18 protein-coding genes are annotated in these 16,927 nt (G+C 39.6%); 3 read left to right on the forward strand and 15 right to left on the reverse strand.

Going from position 1 to position 16,927, the window contains the following annotated elements; translation table 11 throughout:
* Positions 1-41 precede the first annotated feature (41 nt).
* Both panD and panC read right to left on the reverse strand, forming a co-directional pair.
* Positions 42-386: an aspartate 1-decarboxylase gene (panD, locus tag EII32_RS06195; RefSeq protein ID WP_125234570.1), complete on the reverse strand. Its 345-nt coding sequence runs from the start codon at positions 384-386 to the stop codon at positions 42-44.
* 18 nt (positions 387-404) lie between these two features.
* Positions 405-1,262, reverse strand: coding sequence for a pantoate--beta-alanine ligase (gene panC / locus EII32_RS06200; RefSeq protein ID WP_125234571.1), 858 nt, complete (start codon positions 1,260-1,262; stop codon positions 405-407).
* Between the two features lie 176 nt (positions 1,263-1,438).
* Here panC and EII32_RS06205 point away from each other — a divergent pair, with 176 nt between their 5' ends.
* Genes EII32_RS06205 through EII32_RS06215 form a run of 3 tightly spaced genes read left to right on the forward strand, consistent with a single transcriptional unit; the run spans position 1,439 to position 3,897 of the window.
* Positions 1,439-2,251 carry a glycogen/starch synthase gene (locus EII32_RS06205; RefSeq protein WP_125234572.1) on the forward strand — a complete coding sequence of 271 codons (813 nt, stop codon included), beginning with the start codon at positions 1,439-1,441 and terminating at the stop codon, positions 2,249-2,251.
* Between the two features lie 19 nt (positions 2,252-2,270).
* On the forward strand, positions 2,271-3,758 hold the full coding sequence (locus EII32_RS06210) for a DUF4270 domain-containing protein (RefSeq protein WP_125234573.1): 1,488 nt from the start codon (positions 2,271-2,273) through the stop codon (positions 3,756-3,758).
* Positions 3,759-3,768: 10 nt separating this feature from the next.
* On the forward strand, positions 3,769-3,897 hold the full coding sequence (locus tag EII32_RS06215; RefSeq protein ID WP_125234574.1) for a dehydrogenase: 129 nt from the start codon (positions 3,769-3,771) through the stop codon (positions 3,895-3,897).
* A 272-nt stretch (positions 3,898-4,169) separates the two neighbouring features.
* Here the strand turns inward: EII32_RS06215 and cdd are convergent, their stop codons facing one another.
* From cdd to atpD, 13 genes are all read right to left on the reverse strand, one after another.
* Positions 4,170-4,646, reverse strand: a complete 477-nt coding sequence (gene cdd, locus EII32_RS06220) for a cytidine deaminase (protein WP_125234575.1) — start codon at positions 4,644-4,646, stop codon at positions 4,170-4,172.
* Between the two features lie 25 nt (positions 4,647-4,671).
* Positions 4,672-6,117, reverse strand: a complete 1,446-nt coding sequence (locus EII32_RS06225) for a right-handed parallel beta-helix repeat-containing protein (protein ID WP_125234576.1) — start codon at positions 6,115-6,117, stop codon at positions 4,672-4,674.
* Between the two features lie 176 nt (positions 6,118-6,293).
* Positions 6,294-7,757, reverse strand: coding sequence for a ComEC/Rec2 family competence protein (locus EII32_RS06230; protein ID WP_255416452.1), 1,464 nt, complete (start codon positions 7,755-7,757; stop codon positions 6,294-6,296).
* Positions 7,758-7,856: 99 nt separating this feature from the next.
* Positions 7,857-9,281 carry an amidophosphoribosyltransferase gene (locus tag EII32_RS06235; RefSeq protein ID WP_125234578.1) on the reverse strand — a complete coding sequence of 475 codons (1,425 nt, stop codon included), beginning with the start codon at positions 9,279-9,281 and terminating at the stop codon, positions 7,857-7,859.
* A gap of 282 nt (positions 9,282-9,563) precedes the next feature.
* The gene (locus tag EII32_RS06240) at positions 9,564-10,532 is read right to left on the reverse strand and encodes a F0F1 ATP synthase subunit gamma (protein ID WP_125234579.1); all 969 of its coding nucleotides are present in this window, start codon (positions 10,530-10,532) and stop codon (positions 9,564-9,566) included.
* Between the two features lie 6 nt (positions 10,533-10,538).
* A complete protein-coding gene (gene atpA / locus EII32_RS06245; RefSeq protein ID WP_125234580.1) occupies positions 10,539-12,125 on the reverse strand; it encodes a F0F1 ATP synthase subunit alpha in 1,587 nt (528 codons plus the stop codon).
* A 7-nt stretch (positions 12,126-12,132) separates the two neighbouring features.
* Positions 12,133-12,666, reverse strand: coding sequence for a F0F1 ATP synthase subunit delta (locus EII32_RS06250; protein ID WP_125234581.1), 534 nt, complete (start codon positions 12,664-12,666; stop codon positions 12,133-12,135).
* A gap of 9 nt (positions 12,667-12,675) precedes the next feature.
* A complete protein-coding gene (gene atpF / locus EII32_RS06255) occupies positions 12,676-13,194 on the reverse strand; it encodes a F0F1 ATP synthase subunit B (protein WP_125234582.1) in 519 nt (172 codons plus the stop codon).
* A 90-nt stretch (positions 13,195-13,284) separates the two neighbouring features.
* Positions 13,285-13,527, reverse strand: a complete 243-nt coding sequence (gene atpE, locus EII32_RS06260) for an ATP synthase F0 subunit C (protein ID WP_125234583.1) — start codon at positions 13,525-13,527, stop codon at positions 13,285-13,287.
* Between the two features lie 57 nt (positions 13,528-13,584).
* Entirely contained in the window at positions 13,585-14,616 is a 1,032-nt protein-coding gene (gene atpB / locus EII32_RS06265; RefSeq protein WP_125234584.1) for a F0F1 ATP synthase subunit A, read from the reverse strand.
* A gap of 38 nt (positions 14,617-14,654) precedes the next feature.
* Positions 14,655-15,050 carry a hypothetical protein gene (locus EII32_RS06270; protein WP_125234585.1) on the reverse strand — a complete coding sequence of 132 codons (396 nt, stop codon included), beginning with the start codon at positions 15,048-15,050 and terminating at the stop codon, positions 14,655-14,657.
* On the reverse strand, positions 15,047-15,286 hold the full coding sequence (locus EII32_RS06275) for a F0F1 ATP synthase subunit epsilon (RefSeq protein WP_125234586.1): 240 nt from the start codon (positions 15,284-15,286) through the stop codon (positions 15,047-15,049). The genes EII32_RS06270 and EII32_RS06275 overlap by 4 nt, the downstream gene beginning before the upstream one ends.
* 45 nt (positions 15,287-15,331) lie before the next feature.
* Positions 15,332-16,858 carry a F0F1 ATP synthase subunit beta gene (atpD, locus tag EII32_RS06280; RefSeq protein WP_125234587.1) on the reverse strand — a complete coding sequence of 509 codons (1,527 nt, stop codon included), beginning with the start codon at positions 16,856-16,858 and terminating at the stop codon, positions 15,332-15,334.
* Positions 16,859-16,927: the final 69 nt, after the last annotated feature.

Below are 16,927 nucleotides of genomic sequence, written 5' to 3' on the forward strand. Positions count from 1 at the left end.
AAGTGTTAATTACAAATTGCCTTTGAGTTATATATTTTCAACTAAAGCAAATTACCTTCTTTGGGAAATACCACTGTGGGGGTGTATGTTTTGGCTTCCTCAAAATCCATCATACAATATGCAATAATAATAACTGTATCCCCCACAACACATTTTCTTGCTGCAGCACCATTGAGACATATACAGCCGGAACCACGTTTACCTTTTATTATGTATGTCTCCAACCGTTCGCCGTTGTTGTTGTTCACAATCTGAACTTTCTCTCCGGAAATAAGACCTGCCGCATCCATCAAATTCTCGTCAATGGTAATGCTACCCATATAATTGAGATTGGCCTCCGTGATTTTAACGCAATGCAACTTGCTCTTTAAAACCTCTATCAACATAATGAATATCTATATTGATTAAAAATTATCTTTATATTTGATATGGTCTATCAAACGTATCGGTGTTTTTCCACAATATACGGTAATACAACCCACGATATGTTGACAGTCTTCCCAAGTTTTAACATCCTGCAATGTTTCTCCGTCAACGATTGAGAAATACTCGACACGCAATCTCTCATTGGAGTTTATGTCACAGACAACTTTCTCTTTCGTTTCCTCAATAGTATGATTTTTTGCATATTCAAGACTCGATTTCAACGTCTCATAAATCATGGGAGCCATCGCACGTTCATCCGAAGTAAGCAGCGTGTTACGCGAACTCTTTGCCAATCCGTCCTCTTCCCTGACTATAGGACACTCTACAATTTTCACACCAAGCCCTAAAGACTTCACCATTTCTTTAATTACCGCTATCTGCTGCCAATCCTTCTCTCCAAAATAAGCCTTGTCAGGGCGTACTATATAAAACAAACGGCTTACCACCTGACACACCCCGTTGAAATGCCCCGGACGGTGTGCACCTTCCATTACAGTAGAAATCGGTGGGTATTCAAAATGGCGGTTGTCCGGTTCCGGATACATATCGCCTACCGTGGGAGCAAAAACATAGTCTGCCCCGACTTCATCAAGGAGACGGCAATCTGTATCAAGTGTACGTGGATAGTTTTTCAAATCTGTGGGATTGTCAAACTGTGTAGGGTTCAAAAAAACACTGACAACCGTAATATCATTTTCTTGCAAACTGCGTTCTACGAGAGAGATATGCCCTTTATGCAATGCTCCCATGGTAGGAACAAGTCCTACTACCTTTCCTTCTTTGCGAACCTTGAACAATTCGTTCTGTAATTCGACAATTCTCTGAAATACTTTCATCTAAAACAATTAATGTTTAAAAGCGAGTGCAAAGTAACTACTTTTTTATGAATTATGCAAAGATTACTTTTAAAAATTGCCAATACACACATGCATTTGACTAAATTAAACAAAAAGTAATGAGAAATACGATTATATTTTGTACCTTTGCATATATTTTATAAAAACAATATAAGATGAAAGCAAAAAAAGTATTATTCATAAATCAGGAGATAACTCCATACGTTCCGGAAAGTGAATTGTCATCTTTTGGAAGAAACGTACCACAAACAGTGCAGGAAAAAGGGTACGAAATAAGGACTTTCATGCCGAAATGGGGGACAATTAACGAACGTCGAGGACAGTTGCACGAGGTTATTCGCCTATCGAGAATGATGCTTATAATAGATGAGACAGACCACCCGCTTATAATAAAAGTGGCATCTATACCACAAACACGCATACAAGTGTATTTCATCGATAATGACGACTATTTCAGCAAACGGCAGATGGAGTCGGATGAAAACGGAGAAGAATATCAAGACAACGGCGAGAGAGCCATTTTCTTTGCACGAGGTGTCCTTGAAACTGTCAAAAAACTGAGATGGACACCTGACATAATACATTGTCAGGGCTGGATGAGCAGCATTGTTCCGCTTTACATTAAAACAGCATACCGAGACGAACCTTCATTCGCAAATACAAAAGTAATAACGTCATTGTTCAACAAAGCATTGCAAAACGATCTCGGGGAAAATTTCAAGAAATGTGTGGAATACAAAGAAGTAACATCCGAATTACTTGAGAAATATAATGACAAGTTCGATTTTACGGAATTGGGAAAACTCGCAATCGATTTCAGCGACGGGATAATAACCGCAGGAGACGAAATCAACAAAGAATTAATAAAATATGCCTCCGAAAAAAACATACCTGTAATGCCGTTTAAGAAAGAACCGGACGGAGACGATTACAGCAATTTCTATGATGTCGTTTACGATAACAAATAAACAAGAAAAAATTACTTCGATGAAAAAAAAGCTCATATATACGCTGACTCTATGCGCCTTACTATTAGTCTCATGTGATGACACAACCGATACAGTCGGCTCGTCACTGACTGAAAACAAAGACCATCTGAAAATAATGACGGACACGTTTATGGTGTCATCGCGCTCTATCGTGGCAGACTCTGTTCTGTCAAGAAACAGTATAGGCTATCTCGGAAGAATAAAAGATCCAGAAACAGGGGCTATAATAACCGGGAATTTTATGACACAGTTCCATCTGCAGGATGACTATAAATTACCCGATGAAAACGACATCATTACAAAAGAAGAAGACGGAATATACGCAGATTCGTGCGAACTGCGCTTGTATTACAGAGATTTTTATGGTGATTCGCTCGCCACAATGAAAGTCACTGCATACGAAATGACCAAACCTATGGAAGAAGGAACAATATATTATTCCAACTACAATCCCGAAGAGAAAGGATATATCGACGAATCAAGTTTCAAGGTAAGCAAGGTTTACACCCTTTCAGATCTCAACTATAGTACAAAAGACAGAACCTCAAGTTCTTTTGTTCCGCATATATCCATATCGCTAAATCAGGAATATACCGACAAAAACGGAAAAAAATACAAAAATTACGGAACGTATATTATGAGGAAATACAAGGAAAATCCTGAATATTTCAAGAATTCATACAACTTTATACACAACGTATGCCCGGGCTTCTATTTTAAGACGGTAAACGGCATCGGGGCGATGGCAGGCGTTTACATCACGCAACTCAACATATTTTTCAAAGTCAAGAAAAAGGGGAAGCCGGTTGTCGTAACATCATCATTCTCCGGAACGGAGGAAGTAATACAAAAAACTGTCATAAACAATGACAAGAAATCTATTGAGAAACTTGCAGGAGACAACTCATGTACATATTTGAGAACACCGGCGGGAATTTTCACAGAAATGACATTACCCGTCGAAGAAATAAGCAAAGGACACGACAACGATACACTCAACACGGCAAAAATAGTATTGAAGAGAATATATACGGGTGCAAACTCGAAATATACGCTTAAGAACGCATCAAGACTTTTGCTTATACAGAAAGACAGTTTGTATAGTTTCTTCGAGAAAAACAAATTGTACGACAACAAGAAGAGTTTCTTATCAGAGGTAAAAACAACCGGTAACAATACGGAGAACTCATACAACAACACTTATGTGTTCAGCAATATATCATCGCTTATTACATATATGAAAAAACTGAAGACGGAAGGAGAGAAAAGCGATGCAAAATGGACAACAAACCACCCGGATTGGAACAAGGTGGTGTTGGTACCGGTTTCAATAAGAATGACAGCCGGCAACACATACGCACCGGCACAGATAATTGGTGTTGACAACGAGATGGGGCTTACAAGTACCAAACTCGTAGGTGGCAGTGCCAATCCTTATACACCAATAAAAATTAGTGTAGTGTATAGTAAATTCTCTAATAAATAAATCTGTTGAAATGGCAGACAATTTCCTTGAATACAGCCGACAGGAATATGAAAAGAGGAAGGAAGAGTGGCTTGCAAAAAAGCGACACATGTCTAAAACAAAAAGACAAATAATGCCGCCGGAAGACGAAGCACTTTAATCGCGAATTGCAGTAAACCGGAGGTATATTCCTTTCTCACAACATAATAATCATGTACAAGGCGATGAAAGTCTTGACATGCAACAATAATATAATCGACAAAAAGGAATATTAAGGCAAATAATCCCTACCCTTTTCTCGTTTATTTTAAAACCATTTGCGAAAGCATGCCACACAGTTCGCAAATTCGGCGATATTTCAAAGTAAATTCGCCTGTTTTAGTCGATAAAACAGGCGAATTTACTTTGAAATATGAGCAAGTTATTGTATTTTCACATACTCTCATCATCAAAATTTAAAGGTAGTATGTCTTTTATACTTTCTAAAACATAAATTTTGTCTGCACCATATAAATATATTCGTATTTTTTGCTTGTGAATATTTTCGGCCTCAAGAATTGCTTGTCTGCACGAACCGCACGGAGCAATTGGTTCCGTGGTAAAGCCTTTTTTATTACGCGCCGCTATTGCAAGTTGTTTAATCGGTTGATCCGGATATTGCGACATCGCTGCAAATATAGCAGACCGTTCGGCACATATAGTCACGGAAAAAGCGGCATTCTCTTGATTTGCTCCCATAATCTCCAACCCATTGCCAAGCCTTATTGCCGCTCCCACTTTAAAATGCGAATAAGGAGAATATGAGTTATCCGTGGCTTTTTTTGCCATTTCAATAAATTTTTGTTCTTCCGGTGTCAGCTCGTTCATCTGACAAACAATAAATTTGTTTTCAATCGTAACTTCTTTCATATATTTTTAAATGTTATCAATTTTACTATTCCTTAAACTCATAACAACCCATATCCGGCTTATCGTCACGCTCATTTCCGTCACGGTCGTTTTTTGTTGAATGGGATGCCGCAGCAGAACCAATTGCTTTTGACTTTTCACTTAAATGAAAATCATAATGTTGTTTGTTTATGTCAACAAGTTTGAAATTTTTTTCTCCTCCGGAAATATTATCAGACGGATCTTCCCATATAATATCGACAAAAAAACTCTTGTTTTTCTCATCTTTTATTTCCGGAGTACGAATTAAACAACTTGTAAACATATAATTAAAAGTGTTTTCTGAATCATCTTTTTCTCCGGACAATACATCTTCTGAATATCCGGTTATAATATTATTTACACATTGCATTGACAAGATGGGCAATGATTTATTTTCATACGAATTGGAAAATCTCAAAGCCTGTCCTCTTTTTGAATCGAAAGGATAGAATTGGGCTATTGTAGAATTTCCTATAAAGGCATTTCCCCCGAATATAGCCAAACAATCTTTGAGAGTATTTGTTATCTGTGAATTATTGATATAAATATTACTATTTATTGATTTCACGCCATATCCTTGACAATTATGAATTATAGAGTTTTCAATGTTGAGTTTCCGTTTGGATACATTACTCGAATCGCATACTATTGCATTCATGGTACTATGTATGTCCGCATATTCAATCCTATTATTATATGATGTTTCAGTATAATGTATTCCCTTCCATTGACCGCTTAACAAATCGTATGGAAGATAATCAAATATATTATCAAGACGTGCTCCTCTTAAAATTACGTTGTTTTCTTTTGTCCCTTTCAATATCAATGTTCCATCAACTTCTATACCGGCATTACTGTTGAAATATAAAGTTTGTCCGGCGGGAATTGTAAGTATGGCACCTTTTTTTACGTTTATAGTACCATTAACAAGAATAGGCAATTCGCTTTCTATTATTGTATCTCCGTAAATTACGAGATTGTTAATTTCTTTTGCATCCCAAGAAAAGGCATCAAGTATTATTTCATGTACGTTTCCACTTTCAAGTTTGAAAACAAGTTTGTCTTGAAGACGTTTTGCCTCACGCGTTCCATTTTTAGGAGATGTCAATTCAACAAAAACCCGGATGCTGTCATTTTTTCTTATTTCTACATTTTGTACTTGAAATCCGGAAGAAGGACTGAGATAAACACCATCCACATTTACTCTGTAACCAGTCTGATTACCATTAAGAAGCCTTACATTGTTACACCTCAAGTTTTTATCTGATTTATTGTAAACCCACATGGTTCTTGTACTTGATGGTACTTTGGAGAATATGGTGTCAAATTTTACTGTATCTTTAGAAAAATGCAAATGATAAGACGGTGAAGAAGAAAATTCCCCGTCTATACATGCAGAAATTGTCATTAACATGACCACCGATAATATAATATACTTATATGATTTCATAGTATTATAACGCATGTAATCTACAATTATTATAAGTGGATGTTCAAAATTAAACGTATATTGTTCGGTTCAATTTGTCTTGTTTTTCATTTGTCAAAATCTTCTTTCAAAATATTATGGCAATTAAATTTAAATATCAATTTGCCATAATCAGTTTTATGTGTTGATTACACAATTCATCGGACATTTGTTTTTCTCTTTACAAAAACATAACACAATATTATTATTGCGACATATATGGAGAATACACCTGTTTTATTAAAATGAATGTTGTCAATACTTGCTCCCGGCAGTGATGAAATCCATATAAGACAATCGTCCATAACAGCAACTGCCAACGAGAGAATCTTTGCAATAGAATATTGTATAACCGGGAGTGGTATTATCAGTAACAACATTCCACATATAATAATGATATATGTGCATGGTATGGCAATGAAGTTCGACAGAAGGAAATAACAAGAAAAGCGACCAAAATAATATGCGACAAGTGGTGCCACTGCTATTTGGGCGACACATGATACCACGATGAATTTCCATAAATAACGTACGATATTGTAACGGAAAACAGAAGAATGCCATTCCATTGAAACAATCTTGGGGCAAATTGATAATATAAAAAGTACAGCAATGAAAGACATCTGAAATCCTACATCGAAAATACTTTCAGGAGTGATGAATATAATTATAAGCGCCGATAATGCCAATGTATTTATGGGCTGGGTATTTCTGTGTATTACGTCTAACATGCAAAATACACTAAGCATTATTGCCGAACGAAGCAAAGAAAAAGGCATGCCGGCAATGAATACAAATGCCCAAATTATTAATATGTTGAAAAGCGAGACGGCAACCCACCTTTTCCGTTTTCCCCAAGCATAAGTCAAAAAAAGGTATAGTATGCTGAGATGAAGTCCGGACATGGCAAGCACATGGGAAACACCGGTTACCGAAAATCTATCACGCACAGATTTGTCTAACATCGACTTATCTCCCAAAGTCATGGCAGACGCAATTGCAAGTTCGTTGTTTTCCAATCCCGAAATTCGGAATTTATCAATCAAGACCTCTTTATATTTGACTGCCCGCAATCGCAATATGTCTAAAGTTGACAATTCGGAAAGTGATGTCCTTATTAAAGTCCATTTATTTGGTGTTATGAATGCCGTACCGGAAATACCATGGCTTAGAAGATAGTTCTTATAATTGAAATTCCCTCGTTTGTAATCCTTTATTGGGGATATTGACGCATTGACAACTATACCGGTTCCTGTTTTCAAATGTCTGTATCTGTTTTCAACGGTATCACGCATTATACTTGCTTGTAATCTTTTTCCTGCCATTTCTCCCGTTGTTACTATTACGTCACAACGCATCACTTTACCATGTTGTTTTGGCGAAGACATTATGACCGCTTGAAATATTGTACTTTCAGTAATATTAATCGACAATTCTTGTTGTGATTTGTTGTACAATACTATTCCTAAAAATATGACAGCGACATAGAATACTATATCTCTAAATATCAAATTCTTATACGAGAGCAGTGCCATAAACAATAATGCGATGAGCAGTGGTACGACAACGGTTTGATGAATTGCAAAATTATTTCCAATAACTATACCCAATATCAATGGCACTACAACTTTAACCAAAGGGTATAACTTTGTTTTTTCAATCAAACTTAATCTGCGTCGCAAGATTTCATTCTTATTTAAAGTGACATCGTATTCTAATATTTACTCTTTTGATGCTTCAAAAAAATAGCCTGTACCATCAAAGCAATGTGTACACACTCTTTCTTTTGGCAATCCGATGGCATCAATCAATGTTTCTATTTTATTGAATTTCAGACTTGACAGTCCTAAGCGTTTTCCTATCTCTTTTACCATTCGATTATATTCGTCAGAATCGGTTGTTGAGTATTTTTTAAGATTTTTATCGGGTATCCCTTCAAAATCATTGATAACTTGACGAGTTATGAGTTCCATCTCGCTCTTTGAAGCCGTGAAGCCAATGAATGGGCAAGCATAAATCAACGGAGGACACGAAATGCGGGCATGCACCTCCTTGGCACCATACTCAAAGAATTTTCTTACATTGTCACGCAGTTGTGTTCCTCTAACAATAGAATCATCACACATTACCACACGCTGTTCTTTTAGCAAGGCACGGTTGGGAATTAGTTTCATTTTTGCCACTAAGGAGCGACGACTTTGATTACCGGGAGTGAAACTCCTCGGCCAAGTCGGTGTATATTTCAAAACTGCACGTTTATATGGTATTCCATGCCCCTCTGCATATCCCAGGGCAGTTCCTATTCCGCTATCAGGAATTCCACACACACTATCTGCTTCGATATCGTCTTCTTTACCCATTGCCTTACCATTGCTTTCCCGTACATATTCCGTATTTATACCTTCGAAATCACTCGTAGGGAAACCATAATATACCCACAAGAAAGAACATATCTGACATTTGGAAAATGGTCTTTTAAGAACTGTTATACCATCAGTCTTGATTTTTACTATTTCACCCGGACCTACGTCTTTTACCGGTTTGAAATCAAGATTGGGTAACGCCGTCGTCTCACTCGTCACTGCATACGCCCCTTCTTTTTTTCCTATTACAATAGGCGTGCGTCCCAACGCGTCTCGTGCGGTGATGATACCATCCTCTGTAAGTATAAGCATTGAACAGGAACCTTTAACCTTATCATATACATTTTTGATTCCCGCTTCGAAAGTATCCTCCATATTAATCAAAAGAGCGACCAATTCCGTTTGATTAATATTATTGGCACTCATTTCACTTAAATGCATACGTCTTTCCATCAATTCCGATACTATCTCACGCATGTTGTTTACCTTTGCTACTGTAACAACAGCATATCGCCCCAAATGAGAATTGATGAGAATCGGTTGAGGATCTGTATCACTTATTACTCCTATACCGGAGTTGCCGGAAAACCCGTCAAGTTCTTTTTCAAAACGAGAACGGAAATAATCGCGTTCCAATGAATGAATGGAACGGGAAAAGCCGCGTTCTTCGTCAAACGTAACAAGACCAGCACGTTTTGTACCAAGATGAGAGTTGTAATCCGTTCCATAGAACAAATCATTCACACAATCTTTTACAGAAATAGTTCCAAAAAAACCGCCCATTATATTATATTATTTTTTAAGGTAACAAAGTTATTAATTTTATTAAACATCTGCATGAAACAGAATTTGTTATATGTTAATAGTCAACCGACAATCACAAATTTACACATAATATTTGTAAAACGATTGCATTATGGTGGAAAAGTTTAATTTTCTTCCCCATATTCTCTACACTGTAACATTATGTCACAATAAATAAATGTGTCCTCCTTTGGAAAAATAAAAGCCATACCTACACCGCAAGAGGTAAGATATGGCTTTTATATATTTATTCGTTGACATCTAATTTACAGATCCGCCTACAATGTCAAGAAGTTCGCTCGTAATTGCTTGCTGCCTGCTCTTGTTGTATTGTAAGTTCAACTCGCGCAATATTTCGTCTGCATTATCGGTCGCAGTCTGCATGGCCACCATACGTGCGGCATGTTCGGACGCTATGGAATCGAGTAATGCGGTGTAGAGCATAAGGTGTGCAAGTTTCGGAATAAGTTTGTTCATCACTGATGCAATATCCGGTTCAACTATGAAATTGTCATTAATCGGTACGGCATCGTTCTCACTCCTCTTCGCTCCTTGATTCATGTCGCGTTGACGCAGGTATTCCACTGCTTCACGAGTTGCGACATTCGATTTCAAGTCACGTTCTTTGTCGGTTGTGAGTTCGCTCTCAATGTCAATTGGCAAAAATGTCTTTCGAGTGAGTATCTGTGAACCTGCGCTCTTAAAATGATGATAAATCATTTCCACGCGGTCTATCTCTCCTCGGCTATACATCGCTTCAAGTTCTTGTGCTATAACGCGACAGTTTTGTGCATTCGGTTTGTCGGCAAGTGAATTGTAATTGCCGGCAATGTTGTAGCCGAGTTTCTTAACTTTCTCTGCGACTTTCCTACCTATCGGATAGACTATTATGTTCTCCTTACCAAGATGCCGGTAATCATCTAAGGCTTTTTGCATCTCTTTTATGATATTGGCATTGAAACCACCACACAAGGACGAATTGCTCGAATAAACTATCAATGCCACCCGATTCACAAGACGTTCCGCCACATATATGCTGCGTACATCAGCATCGGAAGCAAGAAAAGTCTTCAAGATATGCTCAAGCATTGCCTCGTATGGCAACATATTCTCAATTGCTACCTGTGCATGGTGCAACTTTGAAGAGGCAACCATCTTCATGGCACTCGTAATCTTACGGGTGCTGTTTACACTTGCTATTCTACCTTTTATCTCTTTCAGTGACGGCATAGGCAATTATTTTTTGTATGTTTCGGCGATGTCAGCCATTGTTGATTCTATGACAGACGTCACAGAATCGTCAATCTTGCCACTTCCCAAAATTGCAATAGCTTCCGGATGTGCGGAACGCATCTTGTCAAGGAATGTGTTTTGACATTCGCGTACTTTTTCTACGGGAACATCTGCCATCAGCCCGTGTGTTCCGCAATAAAGAATTGCGACTTGCTCGCCTACCGGCATAGGGCTGTATTGGGGCTGGATAAGCAGTTGATTATTCTTTCGTCCTCGGTCAAGTGTCATTGCCGTTACGGCATCCATGTCGCTTGAGAACTTGGAGAATGCTTCAAGCTCGCGATACTGAGCCTGATCTATCTTCAATGTTCCTGCAACTTTTTTCATAGACTTTATCTGTGCCGAACCTCCTACACGACTGACGGAGATACCAACGTTGATGGCAGGACGGAAGCCTTGATTAAAGAGATCGGTCTCAAGATATATCTGTCCATCAGTAATAGAAATCACGTTTGTGGGAATATATGCAGACACGTCTCCGGCCTGGGTCTCAATGATTGGCAGGGCTGTCAGCGAACCTCCACCCTTTACATGGCCTTTCATACATTTTGGCAGGTCATTCATCTGCATAGCCACTTCGTTCTGATCGTTTATGCGTGCGGCGCGCTCAAGCAGACGGCTGTGCAGATAGAAGACATCGCCAGGATATGCCTCGCGTCCTGAAGGACGACGAAGAATAAGCGACACCTCACGGTATGCTACGGCTTGCTTTGAAAGGTCATCATATACAACGAGTGCACTCTCACCACGATCACGGAAATACTCCCCGATGGCAGCACCGGCAAACGGCGCATAATACTGCATGGCTGCCGGATCTGCAGCCGTTGCGGACACTATGATAGTGTAAGGCAATGCCCCATGTTCTTTCAAGTTTGCAACGAGTGCGGCAACAGTGGAGGCTTTCTGACCGATGGCTACATAAATACAATATACCGGCTTGCCGGCATCATAAAAACTCTTTTGGTTGATTATAGTATCAACTGCGATGGCTGTCTTTCCTGTCTGACGGTCACCAATAATTAACTCGCGCTGTCCGCGACCGATTGGAATCATCGAGTCAACGGCCTTGAGTCCGGTCTGTAACGGTTCCTTAACCGGCTGACGATAAATCACACCGGGTGCCTTACGGTCAAGCGGCATTTCAAATGCGCCTATGAGGTCAATGTCACCGTTACCATCTATCGGCTGACCGAGCGGGTTTATAACACGTCCAAGCATATTGTCATTGACAAGTATGGAAGCAATGCGCTTGGTACGTTTTACCACTTGCCCTTCCTTTATACCGGCCGTAGGACCAAGTAACACACAACCTACGTTGTCTTCTTCCAAGTTCATCACAATGGCCATGGTGCCATTCTCGAACTCAAGCAACTCGTTAGCTTCTGCATTGCGAAGGCCATAGATACGTGCCACACCATCGCTTACGGTCAGCACCGTTCCCACTTCTTCAAAATCCTGTCCGGAACCAATACTATTTAATTGTTGGAGCAGAACCTCTGATACTTCGCTTGGTTTTATCTTATCCATTATTCTTTTTTTATTTCAGCGTTTTCAAGATGTCGCGCAACTTTGATTGCACAGACGCATCCATTCTATAAGTGTCATACTCAAGGATGAACCCACCTATTATTTCGGGGTTTACCTCGGTGAGAAATTCTACCGTTCCATTTGTCTTGTCCTGAACGATTTGCCGCATTCTTTGCTCCGTAGCAGGACTTACGGTAGTAGCAGTGATAAGTTTGCCGTGGATAATATTCTTCTGCTTACGATATAAAGTTATGTAGGACGAAGCAATGAACATCATGACCATCTCTCTTCCCTCCTTGATTACCAGTTCAACAAAGTTACGTGTTAGCGGATTAATATCCACTCCGCATGCTGTTATGAGCAATTGTTTCTTTGTTTCCTTATTTAAGGTAGGGTTGTTTATGGTATGACGTAATTTAGGAACATCAACAAATGATTTTGTCAATGCCGCCATATCGTTATACACATTTTTGTCGCATCCGTTCTGTATGGAACTCTTCAACAGAGCACGCGCATAGCGAATAGAAATGACGCCTATATCCATATCCTACAATTATTTATCATTAGAAGACAACTCATCCAGCAACTTATCAACATATTTCATCTGCTCTGCCTCGCCGGAAAGACGTTCACGCAATATCTTCTCGGCAACGGAAACACTGAGTTCGGCAACCAACTTACGGATGTCGCTTATCGCACTCTGTTTTTCTGCCTCAATCTGTGCTTTCGCCTCAGATATTATGCGTACTCCTTCCTCACGAGCCTTCTCTCGGGCTTGCTCAACGATGGCTTCACGAGTGGTAGCTGCCTCAGAAAGTATCTGAGCCTGACGCTCGCGTGCCTCTTTTAGCAAGGATTCGCCTTCCTGCTGAATATTGGCAAGTTTCTCATTGGCATCATGTGCCTTACGAAGGCTTTCGTCTATATATGCCTTTCGTTCTTCTACCATTTTGGTGATAACGGGAAATCCGTATTTTGCCAAAAAATAGAAGATTACGAGAAATGCCAAAAGCATCCAGAAGAGAAGTCCCAAATCCGGAGTGAGTATGGATGGCAAATTCTGAAAATCCATTTGCAATTAGTTGTTGTTGAGATTAATAATATTAAAGGTTTCACTTGTCGGAATCGATTATACACATCATCGACTCCTATACATTACGCCTTATTTTATAAGGAATGCACAAGCAACCACAGCAAACAAGGCGACACCCTCTATAAATGCAGATGTCAGAATCATGTTTGTCTGAATCTTACTTGTTGCCTCCGGCTGGCGGGCGATAGCGTCCATTGCACTGCTACCAATCTTACCAATACCCATACCTGCACCAATTGTTGCGATACCTGCACCAAGACTGCAACCTAATGCACCAAGTCCTTCTGCTGCCAATAATAATGAAATCATAATCTTAATTTTTTTAATTGTTATTAATAAATATTTTTATTTTCGTTTTTTACTTATAGTTTATGAACTGTGATGCTCCGGATGTGCCAATCCTATGAACACAGCCGAAAGCAATGTGAAGACATATGCTTGTACGAAAGCAACAAGTAATTCCACACAATTCATAAAGAGAAGCATTATTACACTGAAAAGGTTTAATCCTATGCCCATGCCGACTCCCAATGTCCATCCGAGGAATATCACACATGTGAAACTCAATATTATGGCATGTCCTGCCATCATGTTGGCAAAAAGACGTACCATGAGGGCAAACGGCTTTGTGAATATACCTACCAATTCAATTACCGGAATCAATGGCACCGGATATGCTTTTAGGAAGAATGGTACTTCCGGCCATAAAATTTCTTTCCAATATTCTTTACTGCCGAAAATATTAACCATCAACATTGTACATATTGCAAGAAAGAAAGTAACATTGATATTACCTGTAACGTTGGCACCTCCCGGGAAAACAGGAAGCAGTCCGAGAAGATTTGTAACGAGTATGAAAAAGAATACCGTAAGCAAGTAGGGAGCGTACTTCTTGTAATGTTTCTCGCCAACGCATCCCTTTACGACATCATCATGAATTGTCATGACTATCATTTCCATTGCACCGACAAAGCCTCTTGGTGCCTCACTCGTGCAGTCACGTTTCTTGTACCACTTTGCAACACTCAGGAAAACAACAATAAGAATTATTGCCACTATCCAAATCTGACAAACCGATTTAGTCATGCTTAAATCAAGCGGTCGTCTTACTGTTCCATCAGACATTTTCTCAAATATCTTACCATGGTGAGACTCATCGAAAAACAATTTCCCATGTTTCACAATTCCCTCAGATGTGCCGAAGAACCACCCGTCCTCCCCATACACAATAATTGGTAATGGCACACTTAGACTTCCGGCAATATGCCATTCGTAGGCATCTGACATGTGATGAAGCACAATCTCCGGTATGTCTATGGTCTTCTCTTTTTCTCCGGCAAAGAGATTTATGGGTAGTATCACAAATGCCCAAACAAGTAAAATAGACTTGAAGTGATTCATGTATTATATAATTAATAGAGTTGTTAACTTGAAAAGATTTATTGACGGTTAGTAACTTTAGAGAAGTAAATGGTATGAAACCCGACCATTACGAGGTAGAATACCATGAACACCAACACATAAGGGAACATGGCATCCCTGCCAACTACCAAGAAACAAATGAACATCGTGAAAAGTGCCAATACCATACGTAAGCCTGATACCACAGAATAAAGTGTCGTAAGAGACTCTTTATTGTTTATGGAAATCCATCTCCACAAAAATGCAAACGACAACATGAACACAACAGAGAAGCAGGTGCTTACCCATATCGGTGCTGTCATATTCCATTCCGGTCGGAGTGCAGAAACAAGAAGAGCGATTGTCAAAAGTACTATGACAATGCAAGAACCTATTCCCACATAGTGTTTGGCAACTTTGTCAACGTCCATCATACCTCTATACAGATATTGACATCATTTTTTTGTACGGATACAAAACCTCCTTGTATGTCAAGACGTTTGCTTCCTTCTATTCCGACATAAGTCAAAGTTCCGCATTCTAAAGACGATATTATGGGGGCGTGGTTAACCAATATTTCAAATTCTCCTGCCGTACCCGGTACCGTCACGCTTTCTACTTCTCCCTCAAATTCCACCCTTTCGGGTGAAACAATTTTAAGTTTCAGCATCAAATTTAATCTTTATCTTTAAACTTTAATCCTTGATTACAAAGTCTATCCTTTTGCGGCCTCCATGAGTTTCTTACCTTTTTCAATGGCATCTTCTATCGTACCGACATTGAGGAATGCCTGTTCCGGCAAGTAATCAACCTCTCCGTCAAGTATCATGTTGAAGCCCTTGATAGTATCCTCAATACTTACCATCACTCCCTTAACTCCGGTAAACTGTTCTGCTACGGTAAAAGGCTGTGAAAGGAAACGCTGTACACGACGGGCACGGTTTACTATAAGTTTGTCTTCATCAGACAACTCATCCATACCAAGAATTGCAATAATATCTTGTAGTTCGTTATATTTCTGGAGTATTTGCTTTACACGTTGCGCACATTCATAATGAGCCTTGCCAACTATCAGCGGATCAAGGATACGACTTGTTGAGCCAAGTGGGTCAACAGCCGGATATATACCAAGTTCCGTTATTTTACGAGAAAGTTCCGTAGTTGCATCAAGATGTGTAAAAGTTGTGGCAGGAGCAGGGTCGGTCAAGTCGTCTGCCGGTACATAAACGGCTTGTACAGAGGTGATTGAACCTTTTTTAGTTGAAGTTATTCGCTCCTGCATTGTACCCATCTCACTTGCCAAAGTCGGCTGATAACCTACGGCAGAAGGCATACGTCCCAAAAGGGCAGATACCTCTGAACCTGCTTGTGTAAAACGGAAGATATTGTCTATAAAGAACAAGATGTCTGCCGCAGCACCGTCTTTACCTCCGTTGTCACGGAATTCCTCTGCCACAGTAAGTCCTGATAGTGCAACAGAAGCACGTGCTCCGGGCGGTTCGTTCATCTGTCCATATACGAGTGTTGCCTGTGATTTCTTCAACTCCTCCGGATCAACAAGTGACAAGTCCCACTTACCTTCATCCATTGCTTTTTTGAACTTATCACCATACCTTACAACTCCGGATTCTATCATTTCACGTATAAGGTCGTTGCCCTCACGGGTACGCTCTCCCACTCCGGCAAAAACAGAATATCCGTTATGTCCCTTTGCAATGTTGTTGATAAGTTCCATTATAAGTACAGTCTTACCAACACCAGCTCCACCGAACAAGCCAATCTTACCACCTTTCATATATGGCTCAAGTAGGTCGATCACCTTTATACCCGTGGCAAGCATTTCTTTCGTTGTGGAAAGTTCCTCAAACTTCGGTGCTTCACGGTGAATTGGATATGCGCCTTTCATATCCAATTTATTCATGCCGTCTATAGGTTGTCCTATGACGTTGAGCATACGTCCCTTTATTTGGTCACCGGCAGGCATAAGAATAGGCGATCCCATCGGCTCTACATCCAATCCTCTTTGTAATCCGTCAGTGTTGTCCATGGCAACACATCTTACGGTATCTTCGCCTATATGCTGCTGAACTTCGATAATCAGTGGAGAGCCGTCGGGTCTTGTAATCTTCAAGGCCTCATGTATTTTAGGCAATACTTTCTCGGCATCAAGTCCCTCTGTATCGAAATACACATCGATTACTGGACCAATAATCTGGGATATTCGCCCTTTGATTTGCGTCATAATTTATATATATTTAAGAGTTAAGCAAGTAATAATGGTGCAAAATTAATTAATTAATTCTTCATGGAC

It is taken from the genome of Prevotella sp. OH937_COT-195, assembly GCF_003932845.1.
Classification (GTDB): Bacteria; Bacteroidota; Bacteroidia; order Bacteroidales; family Bacteroidaceae; genus Prevotella.

Excerpts from the sequence above, each read along its gene's own strand:
- panD (WP_125234570.1), bottom strand. The coding sequence starts at position 386 with ATGTTGATAGAGGTTTTAAAGAGCAAGTTGCATTGCGTTAAAATCACG.
- panC (WP_125234571.1), bottom strand. The coding sequence starts at position 1,262 with ATGAAAGTATTTCAGAGAATTGTCGAATTACAGAACGAATTGTTCAAG.
- EII32_RS06205 (WP_125234572.1), top strand. The coding sequence starts at position 1,439 with ATGAAAGCAAAAAAAGTATTATTCATAAATCAGGAGATAACTCCATAC.
- EII32_RS06210 (WP_125234573.1), top strand. The coding sequence starts at position 2,271 with ATGAAAAAAAAGCTCATATATACGCTGACTCTATGCGCCTTACTATTA.
- EII32_RS06215 (WP_125234574.1), top strand. The coding sequence starts at position 3,769 with ATGGCAGACAATTTCCTTGAATACAGCCGACAGGAATATGAAAAGAGG.
- cdd (WP_125234575.1), bottom strand. The coding sequence starts at position 4,646 with ATGAAAGAAGTTACGATTGAAAACAAATTTATTGTTTGTCAGATGAAC.
- EII32_RS06225 (WP_125234576.1), bottom strand. The coding sequence starts at position 6,117 with ATGAAATCATATAAGTATATTATATTATCGGTGGTCATGTTAATGACA.
- EII32_RS06235 (WP_125234578.1), bottom strand. The coding sequence starts at position 9,281 with ATGGGCGGTTTTTTTGGAACTATTTCTGTAAAAGATTGTGTGAATGAT.
- EII32_RS06240 (WP_125234579.1), bottom strand. The coding sequence starts at position 10,532 with ATGCCGTCACTGAAAGAGATAAAAGGTAGAATAGCAAGTGTAAACAGC.
- EII32_RS06250 (WP_125234581.1), bottom strand. The coding sequence starts at position 12,666 with ATGGATATAGGCGTCATTTCTATTCGCTATGCGCGTGCTCTGTTGAAG.
- atpF (WP_125234582.1), bottom strand. The coding sequence starts at position 13,194 with ATGGATTTTCAGAATTTGCCATCCATACTCACTCCGGATTTGGGACTT.
- atpB (WP_125234584.1), bottom strand. The coding sequence starts at position 14,616 with ATGAATCACTTCAAGTCTATTTTACTTGTTTGGGCATTTGTGATACTA.
- EII32_RS06270 (WP_125234585.1), bottom strand. The coding sequence starts at position 15,050 with ATGATGGACGTTGACAAAGTTGCCAAACACTATGTGGGAATAGGTTCT.
- EII32_RS06275 (WP_125234586.1), bottom strand. The coding sequence starts at position 15,286 with ATGCTGAAACTTAAAATTGTTTCACCCGAAAGGGTGGAATTTGAGGGA.
- atpD (WP_125234587.1), bottom strand. The coding sequence starts at position 16,858 with ATGACGCAAATCAAAGGGCGAATATCCCAGATTATTGGTCCAGTAATC.